Source organism: Streptococcus hyovaginalis DSM 12219, assembly GCF_000420785.1.
Taxonomy (GTDB): Bacteria; Bacillota; Bacilli; order Lactobacillales; family Streptococcaceae; genus Streptococcus; species Streptococcus hyovaginalis.
Map to the genome: position 1 here is coordinate 120,631 of NZ_ATVP01000004.1, position 15,861 is coordinate 136,491.

Sequence of the window (15,861 nt, forward strand, 5' to 3'; positions counted from 1 at the left end):
TGTTTTTTTCACATTATTAAAAAAACATAGCTTTAAAACACAGCTCTGGACTATAGAAACAAAGGTACTGAGCTTACATTGACAGCCATTTTAAACCACCCTGACAACATCTGGTCATAAAAATGCCTTCCCTTAAACGAGTCAGGATCCTAAAATAACCAAGGGCTTCTGAACTCTCAAACACTATTAATCAGATTAATTAATAAGCCAATTTATGATTTTAGCGGCAGTATACCTAATCAGTGCTGCTATGACCAAAATCAACAAAAAAGAACAAGCAGACACTTCCTTGGAATGAAAGAAAGGTTGCTTATTCCTTGTTTGTATTTGAAAATAGCCTTTGCGCTGCTTCTATTGTGATGACTGTCTCTGTTTCAAGCTATAGCGGCTCAAAGCATAAGCCAGCCACATGAGGCCTTCATAGAGGACAAAAAAGAGAAGGAAACAATGCATAAAGAAAGTCTCTGGCAAAACCCATATGATGGGATCAGTATAGGGATTAAAAATCCAGGTTCTGTCTCCCGGGAAAAGAAGCTGATGAAAGAGCGTGAAAAATTCGTTAAAGCCCATAGCTAGGCCTAAAGCAGCAATCACTAAGGGGACTAGGGCTGCGATTAGATAGGCTTTTTGATGAAGAAAGAGTGATTTTTGCCGCCAGGAACCGATAAGAAAATAAAGACTAGGTACTAGCGTTACAACAAAAATCACCTGAACCAGATGAAATAGCGACTTCACGTCTGCAAAATGCTTTAAACCATCCGCAGAAGACTGGAAATCCGGCATCTGTAAGACCTTTGCAAAAGGGTTGGTCAAATAATTAAGCAGGTGATTGTAGTTGCTCAACAATTCTGATTTGGACAAGGTCACCTGATCCAATAGGTTTAACCAATCAATCTCTAAAGGATAGGCCAACCAAGCTATGTAAATAGTCGCCAAAATAGCTATCGACAATAACCATATCACACTCAAAAATGCTAATAAGCGCTGTCCAAAAATGCCTTTCATCCTTACCTCACCTTTCATATCAGTGTCAATAGCCCTTTTTACTCACCCATTGGCTTGGTCATTTTAGCTTAGTTTTCTTAAGCAAACCTTATAAAAGGCCTTAGCCTAATCAAAGCGCCAGTCCGACAGTGATTCCAGGACATGTGTCGGCTGGACAGGTAAATTGGGTACCTCTTCTTTTTTGGTGAATCCTGTCAAAACGAGCAGGGTTGCAATATCGTTTTTGATACCGGCCGTAATGTCTGTCAAATAATTATCCCCCACCATGAGCGCTTGGTCACGTTTGACACCCAGTCTTTCCAAAGCCTTATTCATAATCACCGCTTCAGGTTTACCGATGATGATTGGCGAAACACGTGTGGCTGCTTCTAAAAGCGCTAACAAAGAGCCCGCACCAGGCATGAGACCACGCTCTGTTGGGATATTGAGATCTGGGTTGGTTCCTATAAAGATGGCCCCATTTTGAATAGCCAAAGTCGCAATGGCCAGTTTGTCATAGGTGACTTGGCTGTCCAGTCCCACAACGACATAAGCAGGATTCTTTTCCTCGTGGCGATAACCTGCTGCTTCGATGGCAGATTTTAGACCTTTTTCACCGATAACATAAGCTGTTTTTCCACGATCCATGTCATTCATGTAATCTACAGTAGCCAAAGTTGCTGTATAGATGGTCTCAAGCGGTGTCTCCACCTGGAACTTGCTGGCTAGCATCTCCTGCACCATCTCCGGTGTGCGTGTGGTGTTGTTGGTTACCAACACGTAAGGAATCTGACGTGCTTGCAAGTCAGCAATAAACTGCTCCCCCGCTGGAATGCGCTCATTTCCACGATAAATAGTGCCGTCTAAATCAATTAAATAACCTTTGTAAGTCATAGATACCTTTCTGATTGTCTAGTCAAAAACCGCCTCCCAGTGCTCAACTTTAGAAGCTTGATAGCAGAGCTGGATTTGCTTTTCTGTCGTTTTGTTTTGCGACAATTCTGGAAGCTGATCCAAAGAAAAGTAACGTGCTTCCAAGGTTTCACTGTTCGCAACAAAATCGCCACTAACGTAATCACAAAGCACGAAATGTTTAATCACTCTTAAGGCCGTATTGGACTGATTGTTTTTACGTTTATCGAGCACGGCTACTAGCCGTCTGGCCTCCACCTCAAATCCTGTCTCTTCTTTGACTTCTTTGATGGTATTGGACAAGATGGACTCTTGCACATCACACCAACCTCCAGGTAAAGCCCAAAGACCATTAAGCTCTTGAACTAAGAGAACCTTATCTTCTTTAAAAATGGCTGCTCGAGTATCAATTTTAGGGGTTTGATAGCCCTCTTCACCAGCAAACAATTCCCTGACCCTGTCCTTGGGAAGTCCTGAAGGCGCTTCTAACATTTGCACAGCGATGTCGCGAATCTCTTCATAGCGTTCCCTATCAAAGGGAGCAGGAGCATAAGCTAGGCCATTCTGTGCCAAGGCTTGCAGCCGGACTGCCCATTCTAACCAATTGTCATTTTTCATAGCTTATCCTTTCAACTCCTGCCACTCAATCAGAGCCTGGGCATTGATAACCCCTTCTGTGGTAATTTGGTGACGGCTTTGTTTGCCCTCAAGCACCACCTGTGAAACAATGTCATGACCATAATGAATTTCTTTTAGGTATTTCAACTGGAGCCGCTTGGGCTGATGACTCGTCAAAAACGCAAAAGGCAAGACATCATAAATCCATTCCAAGTATTTGCTATTATTGACATGGCCATTCATGTCTAAATCAAAATAACGCACGTGATAATCGGTCGCCTGACCTGAATTCAAAGCTGGGTATTTTGGACCACGCTTGACCTTCTTTTGAAAGTCAGAGTCATAGACTATTATCAAATCTTCCGGAACAGGAGCTACTTTGCGACTGTCAAAATCAATCAAGACAAAGGTGGCAGAAATGGTCAGCAGAACCTGGCCCTCATGGTCTGTGATTACAAAGTCACGGTAACAAAAGAGTTTGTTATAAGACTTGGCCTCTGTCGTAATCGTGACCGTCTCTGCAAATCGCGGAAGGCGCTCAACAACGATGTCATAATCCGTAATCACCCAAACCAAACCATAAGTTTCTAAGACATAATGGTCGGATACTCCTAATTCTTGAGATTGCTGGCCAGAGATCTGTAAAGCAACGGACAGAAGATGAGGAAGCTTCACACAGTGAGAGACATCCGTCTCATAAAAGGGAATTTCATAGGTAGTGCTATATTGTTTGCCCATACTTGTCCTTCTTTCTATTCATCATCAATAATAAACTTCTCAGCGACTGTATCACCTAAAAAGAGACCTTTGCGGGTCATGCGAATGATGTCTCCTTCATGAATCAGTAAACCATCAGCTACTAATTCCGCTACAATAGCGCCGTAGCGCTCTTCGAATGACACTCCAAACTTAGCCTCAAATCGGCTAATGGAAACACCTGCCTTTTTACGAAGACCGAGGAAGAATTCTTCTTCCATCATCTCATCTTTGGTCAATATGTCTTCCCCTAAGCGAGAGTGCCCTTCTGCCGCAATGGCTTTTAAATAATGTTGAATAGGTCCGCGGTTACGATAACGAATGCCATTTAAGTAACCCGATGCCCCAGCACCTACACCGTAATACTCCACATTATCCCAATACATGAGATTGTGACGGCTTTCAAAGCCTGGCTTGGTGAAATTCGAGATTTCATAATGTTCGAAGCCATTTTTCTCCAACTCAGTAATAATGTAGGTAAACATGTCTGCTTCAATGTCTTCATTTGGCAGGTGCAAACGGCCACGGCGTTGTTTGTTCATAAAGACGGTATGATCCTCTAAAATCAAACTGTAAAGACTGAGATGAGGTATATCGAGCGACAACGCCTTACGCACATTTTCTTCAACCTGTTCCATAGTCTGATTAGGCAAGGCATAAATCAAGTCAATCGAAATATTGGTCAACCCTGCTGCTTTCAAAGCATCAATGCTTTCATAAATCTGTGCTTCATTGTGACTGCGACCGATTTGCTTGAGCTGTTTGTCAAAAAAGGTCTGTACACCGAGAGATACACGGTTGACAGCTGACCGCTTTAAGACCTCGATCTTTTCTGGTGTCAAATCGCCCGGATTAGCCTCGATCGTGAATTCTTCTAGCATGTCTAGATTAAGATTCTTTTGGAGATGCGTCAGAAGATAATCTAGTTGCTCTGCCGAAATGGCTGTTGGTGTCCCTCCGCCAATATAAAGCGTCTTGAGGTCACGAATATCGTAGTAGTTAAACTCACGAATAAGAGCCTGCAGATAAGCATCAACAGGCTGATTTTTGATAAAGACTTTTGAAAAGTCGCAATAATAACAAATTTGCGTGCAAAAGGGAATATGCACATAGGCTGAAGTTGGTTTTTTTGACATAAATCTATTGTAACACTTTAAAAAAGAGTGTCCATTTTTCCTCACGATTTTTCACAAAAGAACCTCAACTTCCTGTTGCATGCCTTCTTTTACATTGATTTCCCGGAAAATAGGAACTAGACTAAAACCTTATCCTATTTTGATAAACGGATGACCTCAACTTTGTAGCCGTCAGGATCTTTAACAAAATAATAATGTGGTTCTTGGCCCGGCAAACCTTTTAGCTCAGTCACTTCAAAACCTGCTTCGACATGTTCCTCATATGTCTCTTCGAGATCGTCAACACCGACAGCCAGATGCCCATAACCATCTCCAATATCGTATGCCCCATGGCCATAGTTATAAGTGAGTTCGATTTCAAAATCATCATTTGGGGTTTTTAAAAAGACCAGTGTGAATTCATGATCTGGAAAATCCTTACGACGCACTTCTTCTAATGGAAAGGCTTTCGTATAAAAAGCAATTGACGCTTCCATGTCTTGGACGCGAATACAAGTATGTAACATTTTCATGATAAGTGTCCTCCTATACCTCTATCCTATCGGTTTCTGACAGAGATTGCAAGGCAGACGCTAGCGCTGATTTAAGAATTGTCCTAGCATTTGCCGTCATCTGGCATCTCACCTGCACTCAAGTTTTGAATAATTGACTATTTTTGACTATAATGGAGTTAAAAAGGAGTTACTCATGAAATCATTTTCACTACTGGCTGGTCTTTTATCGCTATTGATTGGCTTTTACCTGTTTAACCAACCCTTGTCAGCCGTTGCCACTATTGGATGGCTCCTCGCTCTATTGATCTTCATTTGGGGCATCCAAGGTCTCTTTACTTACTTCAAGAGACAGCGCAAAACTATCTGGCAACTCTTACAAGCTATAGTATCTACCGTGTTTGGGTTAATGCTCTTAGGCAGTTCGGCTCTATCACTCAGCCGCTTGGTGATTAGCTTTGTGGCCTACTGGATTTTGACAATTGCCATTTTGCGGATGATGTCAGGCTATCAGACCAGAAAAATGGGTTTTGGCAATAGCACACTGAACTCAGGAATTGCTATGTTCCTACTGGGACTGGTGCTCCTACTAGGTCCTGTTTTGACATCAGTTTTCATTGGCAAATTCTTATCTCTGGTCTTTATCATCCTAGGCTTCTCAGTACTGGTATTTAGCTTTAGACGCTAGATCAAGAGATTGGACAATGGGAGATAGAAATGTGATCCTAATGCTTCAACACTAGCAACAGACTGCAAAAAAAGCCTGGTCTCACGGTTTCCACAACCTGAGACCGGGCCTTTTAATTTTTGACAAGCACTGCTAAAAGACAGAGAAGGTCGCTATCACTAAGCCATTACACGCTATTGAGAGACAGCTTTTATTACCGCTACTGTTAAAAAGAGCTTAGAAATAAGCTTAGAGAAGCCCCAATTGGGCAAAGGCATTATAAAGCCCATCCTCTGCTACATCGTCAGTTATCATATCAGCCATGGCTAGAATCTCAGGGCCACCATTTCCCATCGAAACCCCAACCTGACAGTAGTCTAACATGGGAATATCAATCTTAGCATCCCCAAAAGCAATGGTATCTTGTCGATCAACTCCTAGATGCTGTAAAAGGACCTCTATGGCATGGGCTTTGTTAATGTCCTTAACGCCTAAATCACCAAAAAGGGCTGTTTCACCACGACCCCCCCAAGTATGGGCTTCAAGATTTGGAAACTCCTCAATAGAATCTAGATGATCCTGATAATCAGATAAGATGAAGCTGACCTTATTGAGATCATCACGATAAAGTTCGCCTCCATACACGAGACCATGTAGGGCATCTTCTGCTTCTTGGTCCTTGACTTCTTCTTGGGTTCTCCCCTTACGCAGACTATACTCCCTCAAAACAGGACGCGCTGCATCTCTGAAGTTTTCAGAAGCAAAAAGCCCATTATTCGACTCTAGATAAAACTCCAGACCTCTGCTATGGAGCCAATCGACGATATGCTTGGTATCCTCTTTGGAAATCAACTGGTGCATGATAACCTGTCCCTGATCTTCGACATAAGATCCATTGCCACCAATCATGCCATCAATGCCAATATCCCAGATTTCTGGCTGCATCTCAGCCCGACTACGACCTGTACAGACATAAACCTTGTGACCACTCTGACGCGCCTGACGAATGGCTGTGATAGCGGATTCTGGAATGGTATTATCATAATCCACCAACGTTCCATCAACATCTAAAAAAATCACTTTTGACATGCTTTACCTCACTTGTAATTCTGATGTTTCCAGTATATAAAAAAGATAGTGACAAAACCATCACTATCCTCGGAAAAAAAGATACTATCCTACGATTTGCTGAGACTTCAAAACGTAGCGATTGTAGAGTTTCTCAGAAAAGGGATTGCAAAGAGCTACGACACGACCTGTGAAGATCATAGCAATAATGGTACCAATACCAACACCCAACATGCCTTGACCAAAACTAAAGCTGAGAGCAAGAGCTAAAAAGGTACAGGTAAAGTCGAGCACGTTTTTACCAAAGCCAAAACTCTTATTAAGAACAAAACCAATCGTATCTGCCAAAGCATCGGCAGGATTTGGGATTAATTTCATATTGACTGTGATGGAAGCTCCCAAACCTGTCAAAACAATCCCAATCACCAACCAAATCAAACGCGTTAACAAGCTTTGAGGAACAGGCAGCAGGTAATCAAATCCTTGAATAAAAAAGCTGGTCAAAAAACTGACGAAAACCTGTAAAAGTTGTACCCGTTGAAAGTTTTTGCGTAAGAGCAAAAATTGGATAGCAATCAAAAAAACGTAGTACAAAAAAGTTGCCAAACCAATGGAAACATGGAAAATCTTAGCCGCATTAAAAGCCAGCGAAATCACTGGTGACACCCCCAGGGCTGTCTTGGTATTAAAGGTAATACCAAGACTGACAATGACAATACCGATCATGTAAATAATAATCTGATTGAGATGAATGGTTTTAGAATTCATGTACTCACTCCTTTTAACTACTAGCCAAGCACCAACAGAAAAACCGCCATAAGCTGTTAGTCAGTTAACTAGCGGTTTTTAAGCAAAATCGTCTTGTCCTTTATGGCTATAAAGCTAGGTCATAGCTTGTTTAATACTATTAGCATATCAAAAGGTGAATTTTTTGTCAAACTATAACTAATTAGTGACATAAAAACACAATATCATCTAAAACTAACAACAAAGGACAAGAGATAAAAAAGTCTAGAACCTTTGGGTTCTAAACTTTTTAAAAAGATGCCGCAAGTGATGCTTTTGATAGTTAGTCAATATCTGTTCCGTTTGAAGCGATCACTTTTTTATACCAATCAAATGATTTTTTCTTAGAACGCTTGAGGGTTCCATTACCATAGTTATCACGGTCAACATAGATGAAGCCATAGCGTTTTTTCATTTCCCCTGTTCCGGCAGATACCAAGTCAATTGGTCCCCAAGTTGTGTAACCAAGCAATTCAACGCCGTCTTCGTTGATCGCTTGATTCATGGTTTCAACGTGAGCACGAAGATAGTCAATACGGTAGTCATCTTCAACGTAACCATTTTCATCTGGCGTGTCAATAGCTCCTAAACCATTTTCCACGATAAACATCGGTTTTTGATAACGATCCCAGATAGCATTGAGCGTGATACGGAGACCTAATGGGTCAATTTGCCAGCCCCACTCAGAAGCATCTAGATAAGGATTTTTAATAGATGCAAAAATGTTCCCTTGCGTTTTTTCATTGACTTCAGGATCGCCTGACGCCACGCGGCTTGAATAGTATGAGAAGGACACGAAGTCAACTGTATGTTCTTTCAAAAGAGCCAAGTCTTCATCAGTTATTTCAATGTCTAAGCCAAGATGCTCGAATTTCTTCTTAGCATAGTTAGGGTATTCCCCACGCGCCTGCACATCGATGAAGAAGTAATTTTCCCGGTCTTCTTGCATAGCTGCCCAGTAATCACGCGGATGTGCAGTATTTGGATAGTATTGACCAGCCGCAAGCATACAACCGACCTTATTTTCTGGGTCTACTTCGTGAGCGATTTTGGTGGCAATAGCTGACGCTACTAGTTCATGGTGAGCCGCTTGATACTTAACCTGTTCTTGGTTTTCACCCTCTTCGAAGTACAAACCTGCTCCCATAAACGGTGCATGCAAAATCATATTAATCTCATTAAAGGTTAGCCAGTATTTTACCAAACCTTTGTAACGATTAAAGATAACCTGACAGAGACGCTCGTAGAATTCGATGATTTTGCGATTACGCCATCCGCCATATTCCTCGATCAAATGCATAGGGAAATCAAAGTGCGTAATGGTTACCAAGGGTTCGATATCGTATTTGCGCAATTCTTTGAAGACATTTTCATAGAATTGAAGACCTGCTTCGTTTGGCTCCAACTCATCCCCTTTAGGGAAAATACGTGTCCAACCGATAGACATACGATAAGTTTTAAAGCCCATTTCCGCAAAAAGTGCAATATCTTCTTTATAATTATGGTAAAAATCGATAGAGCCTTTTGCTGGGTAGAAATAACCCTCTTCAAAATCAAACATTTTCTTTTGACCAGCAATGATTGGGAAGCGATCTTCTCCAATCGGTACCACGTCAACGTTGGCTAAACCACGTCCATCAACATCATAGGCACCTTCAACTTGGTTGGCAGCTGTTGCCCCACCCCATAAGAAGCCATCTGGGAATGCAGGTAATTTTGTCATTATGAAACCTCTTTCATGATTTTATGACATTATTATACCATACAAAGCGAGGGAAAAACTGATAATTTCATAGGAATAACTGGTACTATCCTTTGATTTCTTACCATATAATTGACAATGTAATAAATAGACAAAAAATCTCAGCAATTTTTCTAGTAAAATAGTCTTATTTATCGACCACAGGAATCAAATTTATCTGAAATAGCGATTTTATTAAAGAGTTATCTGTCTAGTATTCACTGAGAAATAGCTAGCGATTAGTTTCATAACTCGATAAACTAATAGTCCGTTAGTAAATCATCTAAAAGTCATTTATTTGAGAATTTGATGATACACTTTTGCCTCAAGATACCCATGGATTTACTCACAAACGGACATCATCAAGGTAAAGCATATTATGCTAAGGATTATATTGAAAAATATGAAGACATTCCTATCCTGAAACGATCATGGGAAAGTTTAAAAAATACACAATAGTTCGAGGATAGAGACTGTAGGCAGATACCGTCGTTAAGTAATAGAAAATACTATTTAGTAACCCTATTAGACATATAATAGACCAAAAAAATATCTGAACTGAAAAATTCCTGATGAGAGAGTTTTTGGGAAAGCTATACACTTCATCGAATAAATGGGATTAAAAAAAAACAAGTCTAAAAACTTGCTTTTTTTATTTATCTAAGAAAATTCCCGATTAGGGTTATTTAATTTTTTAAACTTAGCGATCAGAATGATTGATATAACAATTTCTGCCACAGTGATAACTAAAACTAAACTGGTTGCAAATTCATATTTGTCAAGAAAACCACTCAATATAATATAGTCCCATGTAGAATGAAATAAAATTGGGAACCAAATAAATTTAGTATAAACATAGATACAACCTAAATAAATTCCCATAACAAGGGTTGATACTAATTGACTAACAATATCTTGGAAAGAAACACCTCCAAAAACATTTAGAACATGCAACAAAGAGAAAAAAGATGATGACAATATTATTGCCTTAACAGGACTCATTTCTCTCAAACTGCCACCCAGAAGAATTTTTCTAAACATAGTTTCTTCAGCGAATCCAATTAAAAGTACATCAAAGATTAAAATAAAAAATTTTGAACTAATCTCAAATGTTTCGATTAAAGTTATAATCCCTAAACCTAAAAGAGGAATCATCACTATCATAAACCAAAAATAGCCTGGTTTGTTTAATATCTGTAAGGTTAATACATCGTTTTTCCAAATACCATAAGTCCCAGATAGCAATGCCAAGGTTATCATAAATGGTAAAAAAGCTCTACTAAATTCTGGAGAGTCATACTTAACATTAAGGAAAGCATAACAGAAAGATAGCCCAACCGCCATAATCATATAGTACAGCCCCAAAACACTAAAATGCTTTTTCATAAATGCTCCTTTTCGTATATTTCAGAACATTATAGCACTATCTCTTACATTTTCCAATCATGAATAAAATTAGATGACAGACTTCTAATATCTATACATTGATCGAACTGTAATGTTTATCTATGATTTCTCAGCTTCATATAAATATTCTTGACTAATTGGATTAAAAATAAATTGTAGACAAAATTGATCCACATTGACATTAAATTTAAAAATTGCACAGTTAGACATTCGTACCTGTGGCGGATTGTCCATAACACCTCGATAAAACTGAGCTATGGAAGCCCCGTGACTGACCACTAAAATTTTCTCACCATCCTGGTGCTGTTTGAGAATTTCTGTAATAGTCGTAACCATACGCTCACGCACAGCCATAGAGTCTTCACCACCATGCTGAACAAAATAATCGCCATAGCCAACGCCTGGGATAAGGGGCGGGTTTAAGGTTTCCGTTTGTCCCTCGAAAGTCCCAAAATCCATTTCTTTCAATCCCTTCAAACGAATAATCTCTTTTTGTCCTGAAGCAAGCTCAGCAGTATCAACAGCTCGTTCTTGAGTTGAGGCGTAAACAGCTGCAAATTTTCCAACTTCTTGATCAAAAAAGTGACCCGCCTTTTGGGCTTGTTCGATTCCTATGGCAGTCAAGGGGCTATCGGATACCCCCTGAACTTGCTTGAGTTCGTTAAAACGCGTTTGCCCATGCCGCATAAGATAGAGTGTTTTAACCATAACCTCTCCTTAAAAATCGTATACTTTAAAGTCTTGTGCCGGTAAAATAAGCTTTTCCAATTTTAAGGAAGAACCTTCTACCACATCAAACTGACAAATGGCACAATTGGAGAAATAGACGCCTGGCGGGAAAGAAATAGCCAGTTCCAGCATTAACCCCCACATGGCAGCCCCGTGACTAACCATGAGTATGTTTTGGGATGTCGATTGGCTTAAGACGTCTTGAATAGCCGAATGAACCCGTTTCCCGACCTGACGAATATCTTCTCCACCAAAAGGCACCAAAAGGTCCTCAAAGGAAATAGCTCCCTCTCGAACTTTGGGTAGGAGCATTTCAGGTTGCGCCTCAAACTGACCAAAACTCATTTCTTTCAAACCTTTGAGCTGATCAATCTGTTTTCTATCACCCACTAATTTAGCCGTATCTGTTGCTCGCTCTTGCGTTGATGAATAAACTTTGTCAAAATGAATCTCATTTTCTTCAAAATAGCGTTTAGCAAGCCTTGCCTGTTCAATCCCCAGTTCCGTTAATGGGGAATCACAAGCTCCCTGCACACGTTTTTGAGTGTTAAAAAGCGTTTCGCCATGTCGCATTAAATACAGTTTTGTCATTTTAATCTCTTTCTAAAATAGTGATATTTTTAAAATAGGCTCTCGTTCCAATATCAACAAACAAGCCCAAATTTCCAGCTTGTGGCTGATGAATCAAGTCTTCTACAGTCAAAACCAAGTCATTATTAACATAAAATCTCCCAACATTATTGTCCAATTCAACCGCAAGGTGAATCCATTCATCCAGGCCAATATCTGCAGTCCATGATACCTTTTTCTCTAAAATAATCAAAGGTGTAAGTAGGATAAGCAAAATATTGAATAGCTCGATTACGGCGAATTGGATCTTCTGTTCGCCCATTAGTCGGACGAATGTAGAAAGATTCAAAGTAATCATCATTTTCTGAAATCCGAAAAGCCAAGCCTATAAACCCTCTAGCAAAATCTGGAGCATCCTCAACTTCCAAATGATTAATTGTAACATGGACTGGTTTAATACCTTTAATGGTTTGAGACATAAGACCTCCAAATGTCTTTCTAACTGAAAGACCAGCTTCGCTGGTTTTGGCTTAATTTAATAAGTTTGCGCCATCACTTGCAATAACATCTTTATACCAATAGAAGGAATCTTTACGATAACGGTCAAAACTACCATTTCCTTGGTCGTCTGCGTCAACATAGACAAAGCCGTAGCGTTTAGACATCTCTGACGTTGAGGCTGAGACCAGGTCGATACAACCCCACATGGTGTAACCCATAAGCTCAACTCCATCTTCAATGGCTTCATACATCTGCTTGATATGCTTATCAAGGTAGTCAATACGATATGGGTCATGTATTGAGCCATCTGTCTCTAAGGTATCAAGCGCTCCCAAGCCATTTTCCACGATAAAGAGTGGGACTTGATAACGGTCATAGAGCTTGTTTAAGGTCACGCGCAGACCAACAGGATCAATCTGCCAGCCCCAGTCTGATGCTTCTAGATAAGGATTTGATTCCCCTAAAATCAAGTTTCCAGCTGTGACTTTCTGTTCCTCAGTTTGATTATTAGGATGACGGGTCACTGATGACATGTAATAGGAAAAACTCATGAAATCAACCGTGTATTGACTAAGAATGTCTTCGTCACCCTCTTCAAAGACCAATTCAATATTATTTTCTCTAAAGAAGCGATTCATATAACTTGGGTATTTCCCACGAATCTGCACATCGGCATAAAAGAGATTTTCATGGTCCTTATGAATAGACTGCATGATGTCATCAGGATGACAGGTTGCAGGATAGGCTTCCATACGAGCCAACATCATTCCGATTTGATTTTCTGGATCAATCTCATGCCCAACTTTCGTTGCTAAACTTGAGGCGATAAACTGATGGTGAACCGCTTGGTACATGTCTTGAAGATTGAGTTTACCATCTTCAAAAAGCAAACCACCAGAGAGATAACCTGTCATGCCGAGAATGTTAATTTCATTGAAGGTCAACCAGTATTTGACTTTTCCTTTATAACGGTTAAAGACTGTTTCAGCATAATGGACAAAGAAATCAACAACTTTACGATTTTTCCAACCGCCGTATGCTTTTACCAAACCAATTGGAAATTCATAATGTGACAAAGTTACTAAAGGCTCAATCCCATACTTATTCAATTCGTCAAAGACAGCATCATAGAATGCCAAGCCCTCTTCATTTGGCACTGTTTCATCACCATTTGGAAAAATCCGCGACCAAGCAATGGACAGACGGAAAGTTTTAAAGCCCATTTCAGCCATGAGGGCAATATCTTCTTTATAACGATGATAAAAATCTGAACCCCAACGTTTTGGATATAAGCCTTCTTTATCATTCAAGGCAAACTCCAAACGTTCACGATTCATGGGCGTTGTGAATTCGCCACCCATAGTCTTACGTTCTTATGGAGCAACTGCTCTTGCTGTATCTGAGGTTGCTGGTCCACGACCACCTTCATCCCAGGCTCCTTCGTATTGATTGGCAGCTGTGGCGCCACCCCATAAGAAATCGTCACGTAATTTAGACATACTAGCCTCCTTGTTAGTTTTGTTTAGTCTTAGTTTAGCAAGCGGTTACACATTTGACCATAGCATAAATTTCCTTAGTGACTAAGGAAAAGAATCTTTTGCAATCCCTTACCTTTATTTTCATGTTTTTTTATAAGGAAAATATGCTATACTAATAGGAATGATTAGGAAGCAGAGGACAACATCAGTGACTAAAGAATGGACTAGACTTTTTCGTGGAATGCTTAGAAAAGCTCAGTTTGGTATTTTGGTCTATGCCTTTGTCTATACTTTAGGCTATTTTGGCTACACGGTTCCACTCGCAGGCTTTTTCTTTTGCCTTGGCATACTCTTTTTCAAAAATCAGCTCATACGATTTTTGAAAAAAGGCATTCAGATGCTTTATGCCCATAAAAAATGGGTTATGCTTGCGGCCTTTATTTTCCAGATCTTACTCCTCCTTTCTGCCAAGCTCTTGATTCGACGTGACGCTGCCGTTGTTTTTACTGGGGCATTTCATTACTTGCCTAGTAGCTCCATTTCAGCCTATATCACCCGAAATCCTAACAACCTTTTCTTATTTTTATACCAACGCCTCTTCTATAATCTCTTTGGAAAAGAGGCCCTTGGGCTTCTTCTAGGACTGAATATTTTTTATATCCATAGCTACACCTGGTTGATGGACAGACTCGCTTTGAGACACTTCAACCAAAGTACTGCCCAGTATGCCTTTAGTTTCAATATGCTTTTGATAGGCTTTACTCCACTCTTTCTAACCCTCTATACCGATGTTCTGGCCCTCCCCCTCCTAGCTCTGCAAGTGGAACTTGCTCTAAAGCTACTAAAAGCAAGGAATATGCAAGGTATCTGGAAAGTCAGTAGCGTACTAGGATTACTGTCTGGTATCATCTATCTCATTCGCCCGACCGGTCTCATTCTCCCTATTGCTCTATTACTAAGCATGTTCTTGCAAAAAAGATGGCACCATAGTGTGCTCTTCCTCTCGGTTTTCATGGTCAGTCTAGCAAGCGTTTCCCTGATCAGTCAGGAGATTAAACAGCATCAAAAAGAGATCAAGATTATCAAAGGAGCTGGTTTAGCTAAAACACCTCTGGCTTTCATTGATTTGGGACTGACCCATTCAGGGACTGATCAAGCTGATTTTAAAGATGGTCTCTTACAGTATGTCAATAAAGACAAGCGAAACCAGTATAACAATGGAATGTTCAATCAGAAGTTTGTCATAGCAGAAATTAAAAGACGCTTAAGTGACTTTACGGTCCTCAGTTTTACCCAGCATCTCCTAATCAAACTAGGAAATACCTTTCGTCAAGGCAATTTCGGTTGGACCTACTATGAAAATCTTAAGAAAGAAAAGACACCGTTTGTTTCACCCCTTTACCCCTATTTGAAACCCTCTCCCATTTTTAAAACCATTCGTTATTTGCTGATTAGTGTAGACACCAAGCCCTACAAGGTCACCTTCTCCTTCCTTCAAATCATCTGGCTTCTTCTCTTAATCGGACTTTTCTTCAGCGCAGGCAAGTCATTTCCTCTTAGTGACCAAACAGATTTTCTCCATTTAGCTATCTTTGGAGGCCTCTTGTTTCTCATGATTTTTGAAGGCGGAAAGGCACGCTACCTCTTACAATTCTTCCCTCAAATCCTACTGCTGGCAAGCCTAGGCTTACAATCACGAAGCAGGCATAACATAGACATCAAGTCATCTTGACAATAGCACTGACTCCCACTTTCAGAACAGTATCTTCGCCGGCGAGGCTTTGGCTATCTGGTCGCAGATGTTATAGCATAAAAAATAAGGTTGTCGATAATGCCAACCTTATTTGAGTTTGTAGACCAAGTCTTTTGTGAGACTTTCCTTAAATGATATCAGACAGCAGCAAACTTTTTTGATTCTAGGTCTACTCCTCAAACAGTCCCCAAGACTGTTTGAGCTACCTACGGAATTCCATGCCTTAATTTTGAGCCTTTTGTCGCTTTCTTATTTCTAAGCGAC

At 40.3% G+C, this 15,861-nt stretch carries 16 protein-coding genes and 1 pseudogene; 2 read left to right on the forward strand and 15 right to left on the reverse strand.

Annotation, left to right across the window (positions count from 1 at the left end):
- Positions 1 to 351: 351 nt before the first annotated feature.
- From G574_RS0103900 to gloA, 6 genes are all read right to left on the reverse strand, one after another.
- Positions 352 to 1,005 carry a TIGR01906 family membrane protein gene (locus G574_RS0103900; RefSeq protein ID WP_029691046.1) on the reverse strand — a complete coding sequence of 218 codons (654 nt, stop codon included), beginning with the start codon at positions 1,003 to 1,005 and terminating at the stop codon, positions 352 to 354.
- A gap of 105 nt (positions 1,006 to 1,110) precedes the next feature.
- On the reverse strand, positions 1,111 to 1,878 hold the full coding sequence (locus G574_RS0103905; protein WP_029691047.1) for a TIGR01457 family HAD-type hydrolase: 768 nt from the start codon (positions 1,876 to 1,878) through the stop codon (positions 1,111 to 1,113).
- Between the two features lie 18 nt (positions 1,879 to 1,896).
- Entirely contained in the window at positions 1,897 to 2,514 is a 618-nt protein-coding gene (locus G574_RS0103910) for an NUDIX hydrolase (protein ID WP_029691048.1), read from the reverse strand.
- A gap of 3 nt (positions 2,515 to 2,517) precedes the next feature.
- On the reverse strand, positions 2,518 to 3,252 hold the full coding sequence (locus G574_RS0103915) for an acyl-ACP thioesterase domain-containing protein (RefSeq protein ID WP_029691049.1): 735 nt from the start codon (positions 3,250 to 3,252) through the stop codon (positions 2,518 to 2,520).
- Between the two features lie 14 nt (positions 3,253 to 3,266).
- The gene (gene hemW / locus G574_RS0103920; RefSeq protein ID WP_029691050.1) at positions 3,267 to 4,406 is read right to left on the reverse strand and encodes a radical SAM family heme chaperone HemW; all 1,140 of its coding nucleotides are present in this window, start codon (positions 4,404 to 4,406) and stop codon (positions 3,267 to 3,269) included.
- Between the two features lie 134 nt (positions 4,407 to 4,540).
- On the reverse strand, positions 4,541 to 4,918 hold the full coding sequence (gene gloA, locus G574_RS0103925; protein ID WP_029691052.1) for a lactoylglutathione lyase: 378 nt from the start codon (positions 4,916 to 4,918) through the stop codon (positions 4,541 to 4,543).
- Between the two features lie 175 nt (positions 4,919 to 5,093).
- Between gloA and G574_RS0103930 the strand changes: the two genes are divergently transcribed.
- On the forward strand, positions 5,094 to 5,585 hold the full coding sequence (locus G574_RS0103930; protein WP_029691053.1) for a DUF308 domain-containing protein: 492 nt from the start codon (positions 5,094 to 5,096) through the stop codon (positions 5,583 to 5,585).
- A gap of 228 nt (positions 5,586 to 5,813) precedes the next feature.
- Here the strand turns inward: G574_RS0103930 and G574_RS0103935 are convergent, their stop codons facing one another.
- The 9 genes and pseudogenes from G574_RS0103935 to G574_RS10770 all read right to left on the reverse strand — a co-directional run bounded on the left by G574_RS0103935 (position 5,814) and on the right by G574_RS10770 (position 13,865).
- Positions 5,814 to 6,653 (reverse strand): Cof-type HAD-IIB family hydrolase, encoded by an 840-nt coding sequence (locus G574_RS0103935; protein ID WP_029691054.1) that lies wholly within the window; start codon positions 6,651 to 6,653, stop codon positions 5,814 to 5,816.
- A gap of 84 nt (positions 6,654 to 6,737) precedes the next feature.
- Positions 6,738 to 7,400 (reverse strand): YczE/YyaS/YitT family protein, encoded by a 663-nt coding sequence (locus tag G574_RS0103940; protein ID WP_029691055.1) that lies wholly within the window; start codon positions 7,398 to 7,400, stop codon positions 6,738 to 6,740.
- A 301-nt stretch (positions 7,401 to 7,701) separates the two neighbouring features.
- Entirely contained in the window at positions 7,702 to 9,141 is a 1,440-nt protein-coding gene (locus tag G574_RS0103945; RefSeq protein ID WP_029691056.1) for a 6-phospho-beta-glucosidase, read from the reverse strand.
- A 678-nt stretch (positions 9,142 to 9,819) separates the two neighbouring features.
- Entirely contained in the window at positions 9,820 to 10,545 is a 726-nt protein-coding gene (locus tag G574_RS0103950; RefSeq protein WP_029691057.1) for a CPBP family intramembrane glutamic endopeptidase, read from the reverse strand.
- A 120-nt stretch (positions 10,546 to 10,665) separates the two neighbouring features.
- Complete coding sequence (locus G574_RS0103955; protein WP_029691058.1) at positions 10,666 to 11,274, reverse strand: histidine phosphatase family protein; 609 nt, start codon at positions 11,272 to 11,274, stop codon at positions 10,666 to 10,668.
- Positions 11,275 to 11,283: 9 nt separating this feature from the next.
- The gene (locus tag G574_RS0103960; RefSeq protein WP_029691059.1) at positions 11,284 to 11,886 is read right to left on the reverse strand and encodes a histidine phosphatase family protein; all 603 of its coding nucleotides are present in this window, start codon (positions 11,884 to 11,886) and stop codon (positions 11,284 to 11,286) included.
- Position 11,887: 1 nt separating this feature from the next.
- Positions 11,888 to 12,118 (reverse strand): LamG domain-containing protein, encoded by a 231-nt coding sequence (locus G574_RS11500; protein WP_156828100.1) that lies wholly within the window; start codon positions 12,116 to 12,118, stop codon positions 11,888 to 11,890.
- Positions 12,066 to 12,344 (reverse strand): hypothetical protein, encoded by a 279-nt coding sequence (locus G574_RS11090; RefSeq protein WP_051130526.1) that lies wholly within the window; start codon positions 12,342 to 12,344, stop codon positions 12,066 to 12,068. Before G574_RS11090 ends, G574_RS11500 begins: the two co-directional genes overlap by 53 nt.
- Positions 12,345 to 12,395: 51 nt before the next feature.
- Positions 12,396 to 13,865, reverse strand: a pseudogene (locus G574_RS10770) (glycoside hydrolase family 1 protein).
- A 160-nt stretch (positions 13,866 to 14,025) separates the two neighbouring features.
- Between G574_RS10770 and G574_RS0103975 the strand changes: the two are divergent.
- Positions 14,026 to 15,576 (forward strand): glycosyltransferase family protein, encoded by a 1,551-nt coding sequence (locus G574_RS0103975; protein ID WP_051130527.1) that lies wholly within the window; start codon positions 14,026 to 14,028, stop codon positions 15,574 to 15,576.
- Positions 15,577 to 15,861: the final 285 nt, after the last annotated feature.

Coding starts and splice junctions, on each gene's coding strand:
- G574_RS0103900 (WP_029691046.1), bottom strand. CDS start 1,005: ATGAAAGGCATTTTTGGACAGCGCTTATTAGCATTTTTGAGTGTGATA.
- G574_RS0103905 (WP_029691047.1), bottom strand. CDS start 1,878: ATGACTTACAAAGGTTATTTAATTGATTTAGACGGCACTATTTATCGT.
- G574_RS0103910 (WP_029691048.1), bottom strand. CDS start 2,514: ATGAAAAATGACAATTGGTTAGAATGGGCAGTCCGGCTGCAAGCCTTG.
- G574_RS0103915 (WP_029691049.1), bottom strand. CDS start 3,252: ATGGGCAAACAATATAGCACTACCTATGAAATTCCCTTTTATGAGACG.
- hemW (WP_029691050.1), bottom strand. CDS start 4,406: ATGTCAAAAAAACCAACTTCAGCCTATGTGCATATTCCCTTTTGCACG.
- gloA (WP_029691052.1), bottom strand. CDS start 4,918: ATGAAAATGTTACATACTTGTATTCGCGTCCAAGACATGGAAGCGTCA.
- G574_RS0103930 (WP_029691053.1), top strand. CDS start 5,094: ATGAAATCATTTTCACTACTGGCTGGTCTTTTATCGCTATTGATTGGC.
- G574_RS0103935 (WP_029691054.1), bottom strand. CDS start 6,653: ATGTCAAAAGTGATTTTTTTAGATGTTGATGGAACGTTGGTGGATTAT.
- G574_RS0103940 (WP_029691055.1), bottom strand. CDS start 7,400: ATGAATTCTAAAACCATTCATCTCAATCAGATTATTATTTACATGATC.
- G574_RS0103945 (WP_029691056.1), bottom strand. CDS start 9,141: ATGACAAAATTACCTGCATTCCCAGATGGCTTCTTATGGGGTGGGGCA.
- G574_RS0103950 (WP_029691057.1), bottom strand. CDS start 10,545: ATGAAAAAGCATTTTAGTGTTTTGGGGCTGTACTATATGATTATGGCG.
- G574_RS0103955 (WP_029691058.1), bottom strand. CDS start 11,274: ATGGTTAAAACACTCTATCTTATGCGGCATGGGCAAACGCGTTTTAAC.
- G574_RS0103960 (WP_029691059.1), bottom strand. CDS start 11,886: ATGACAAAACTGTATTTAATGCGACATGGCGAAACGCTTTTTAACACT.
- G574_RS11090 (WP_051130526.1), bottom strand. CDS start 12,344: ATGTCTCAAACCATTAAAGGTATTAAACCAGTCCATGTTACAATTAAT.
- G574_RS0103975 (WP_051130527.1), top strand. CDS start 14,026: ATGATTAGGAAGCAGAGGACAACATCAGTGACTAAAGAATGGACTAGA.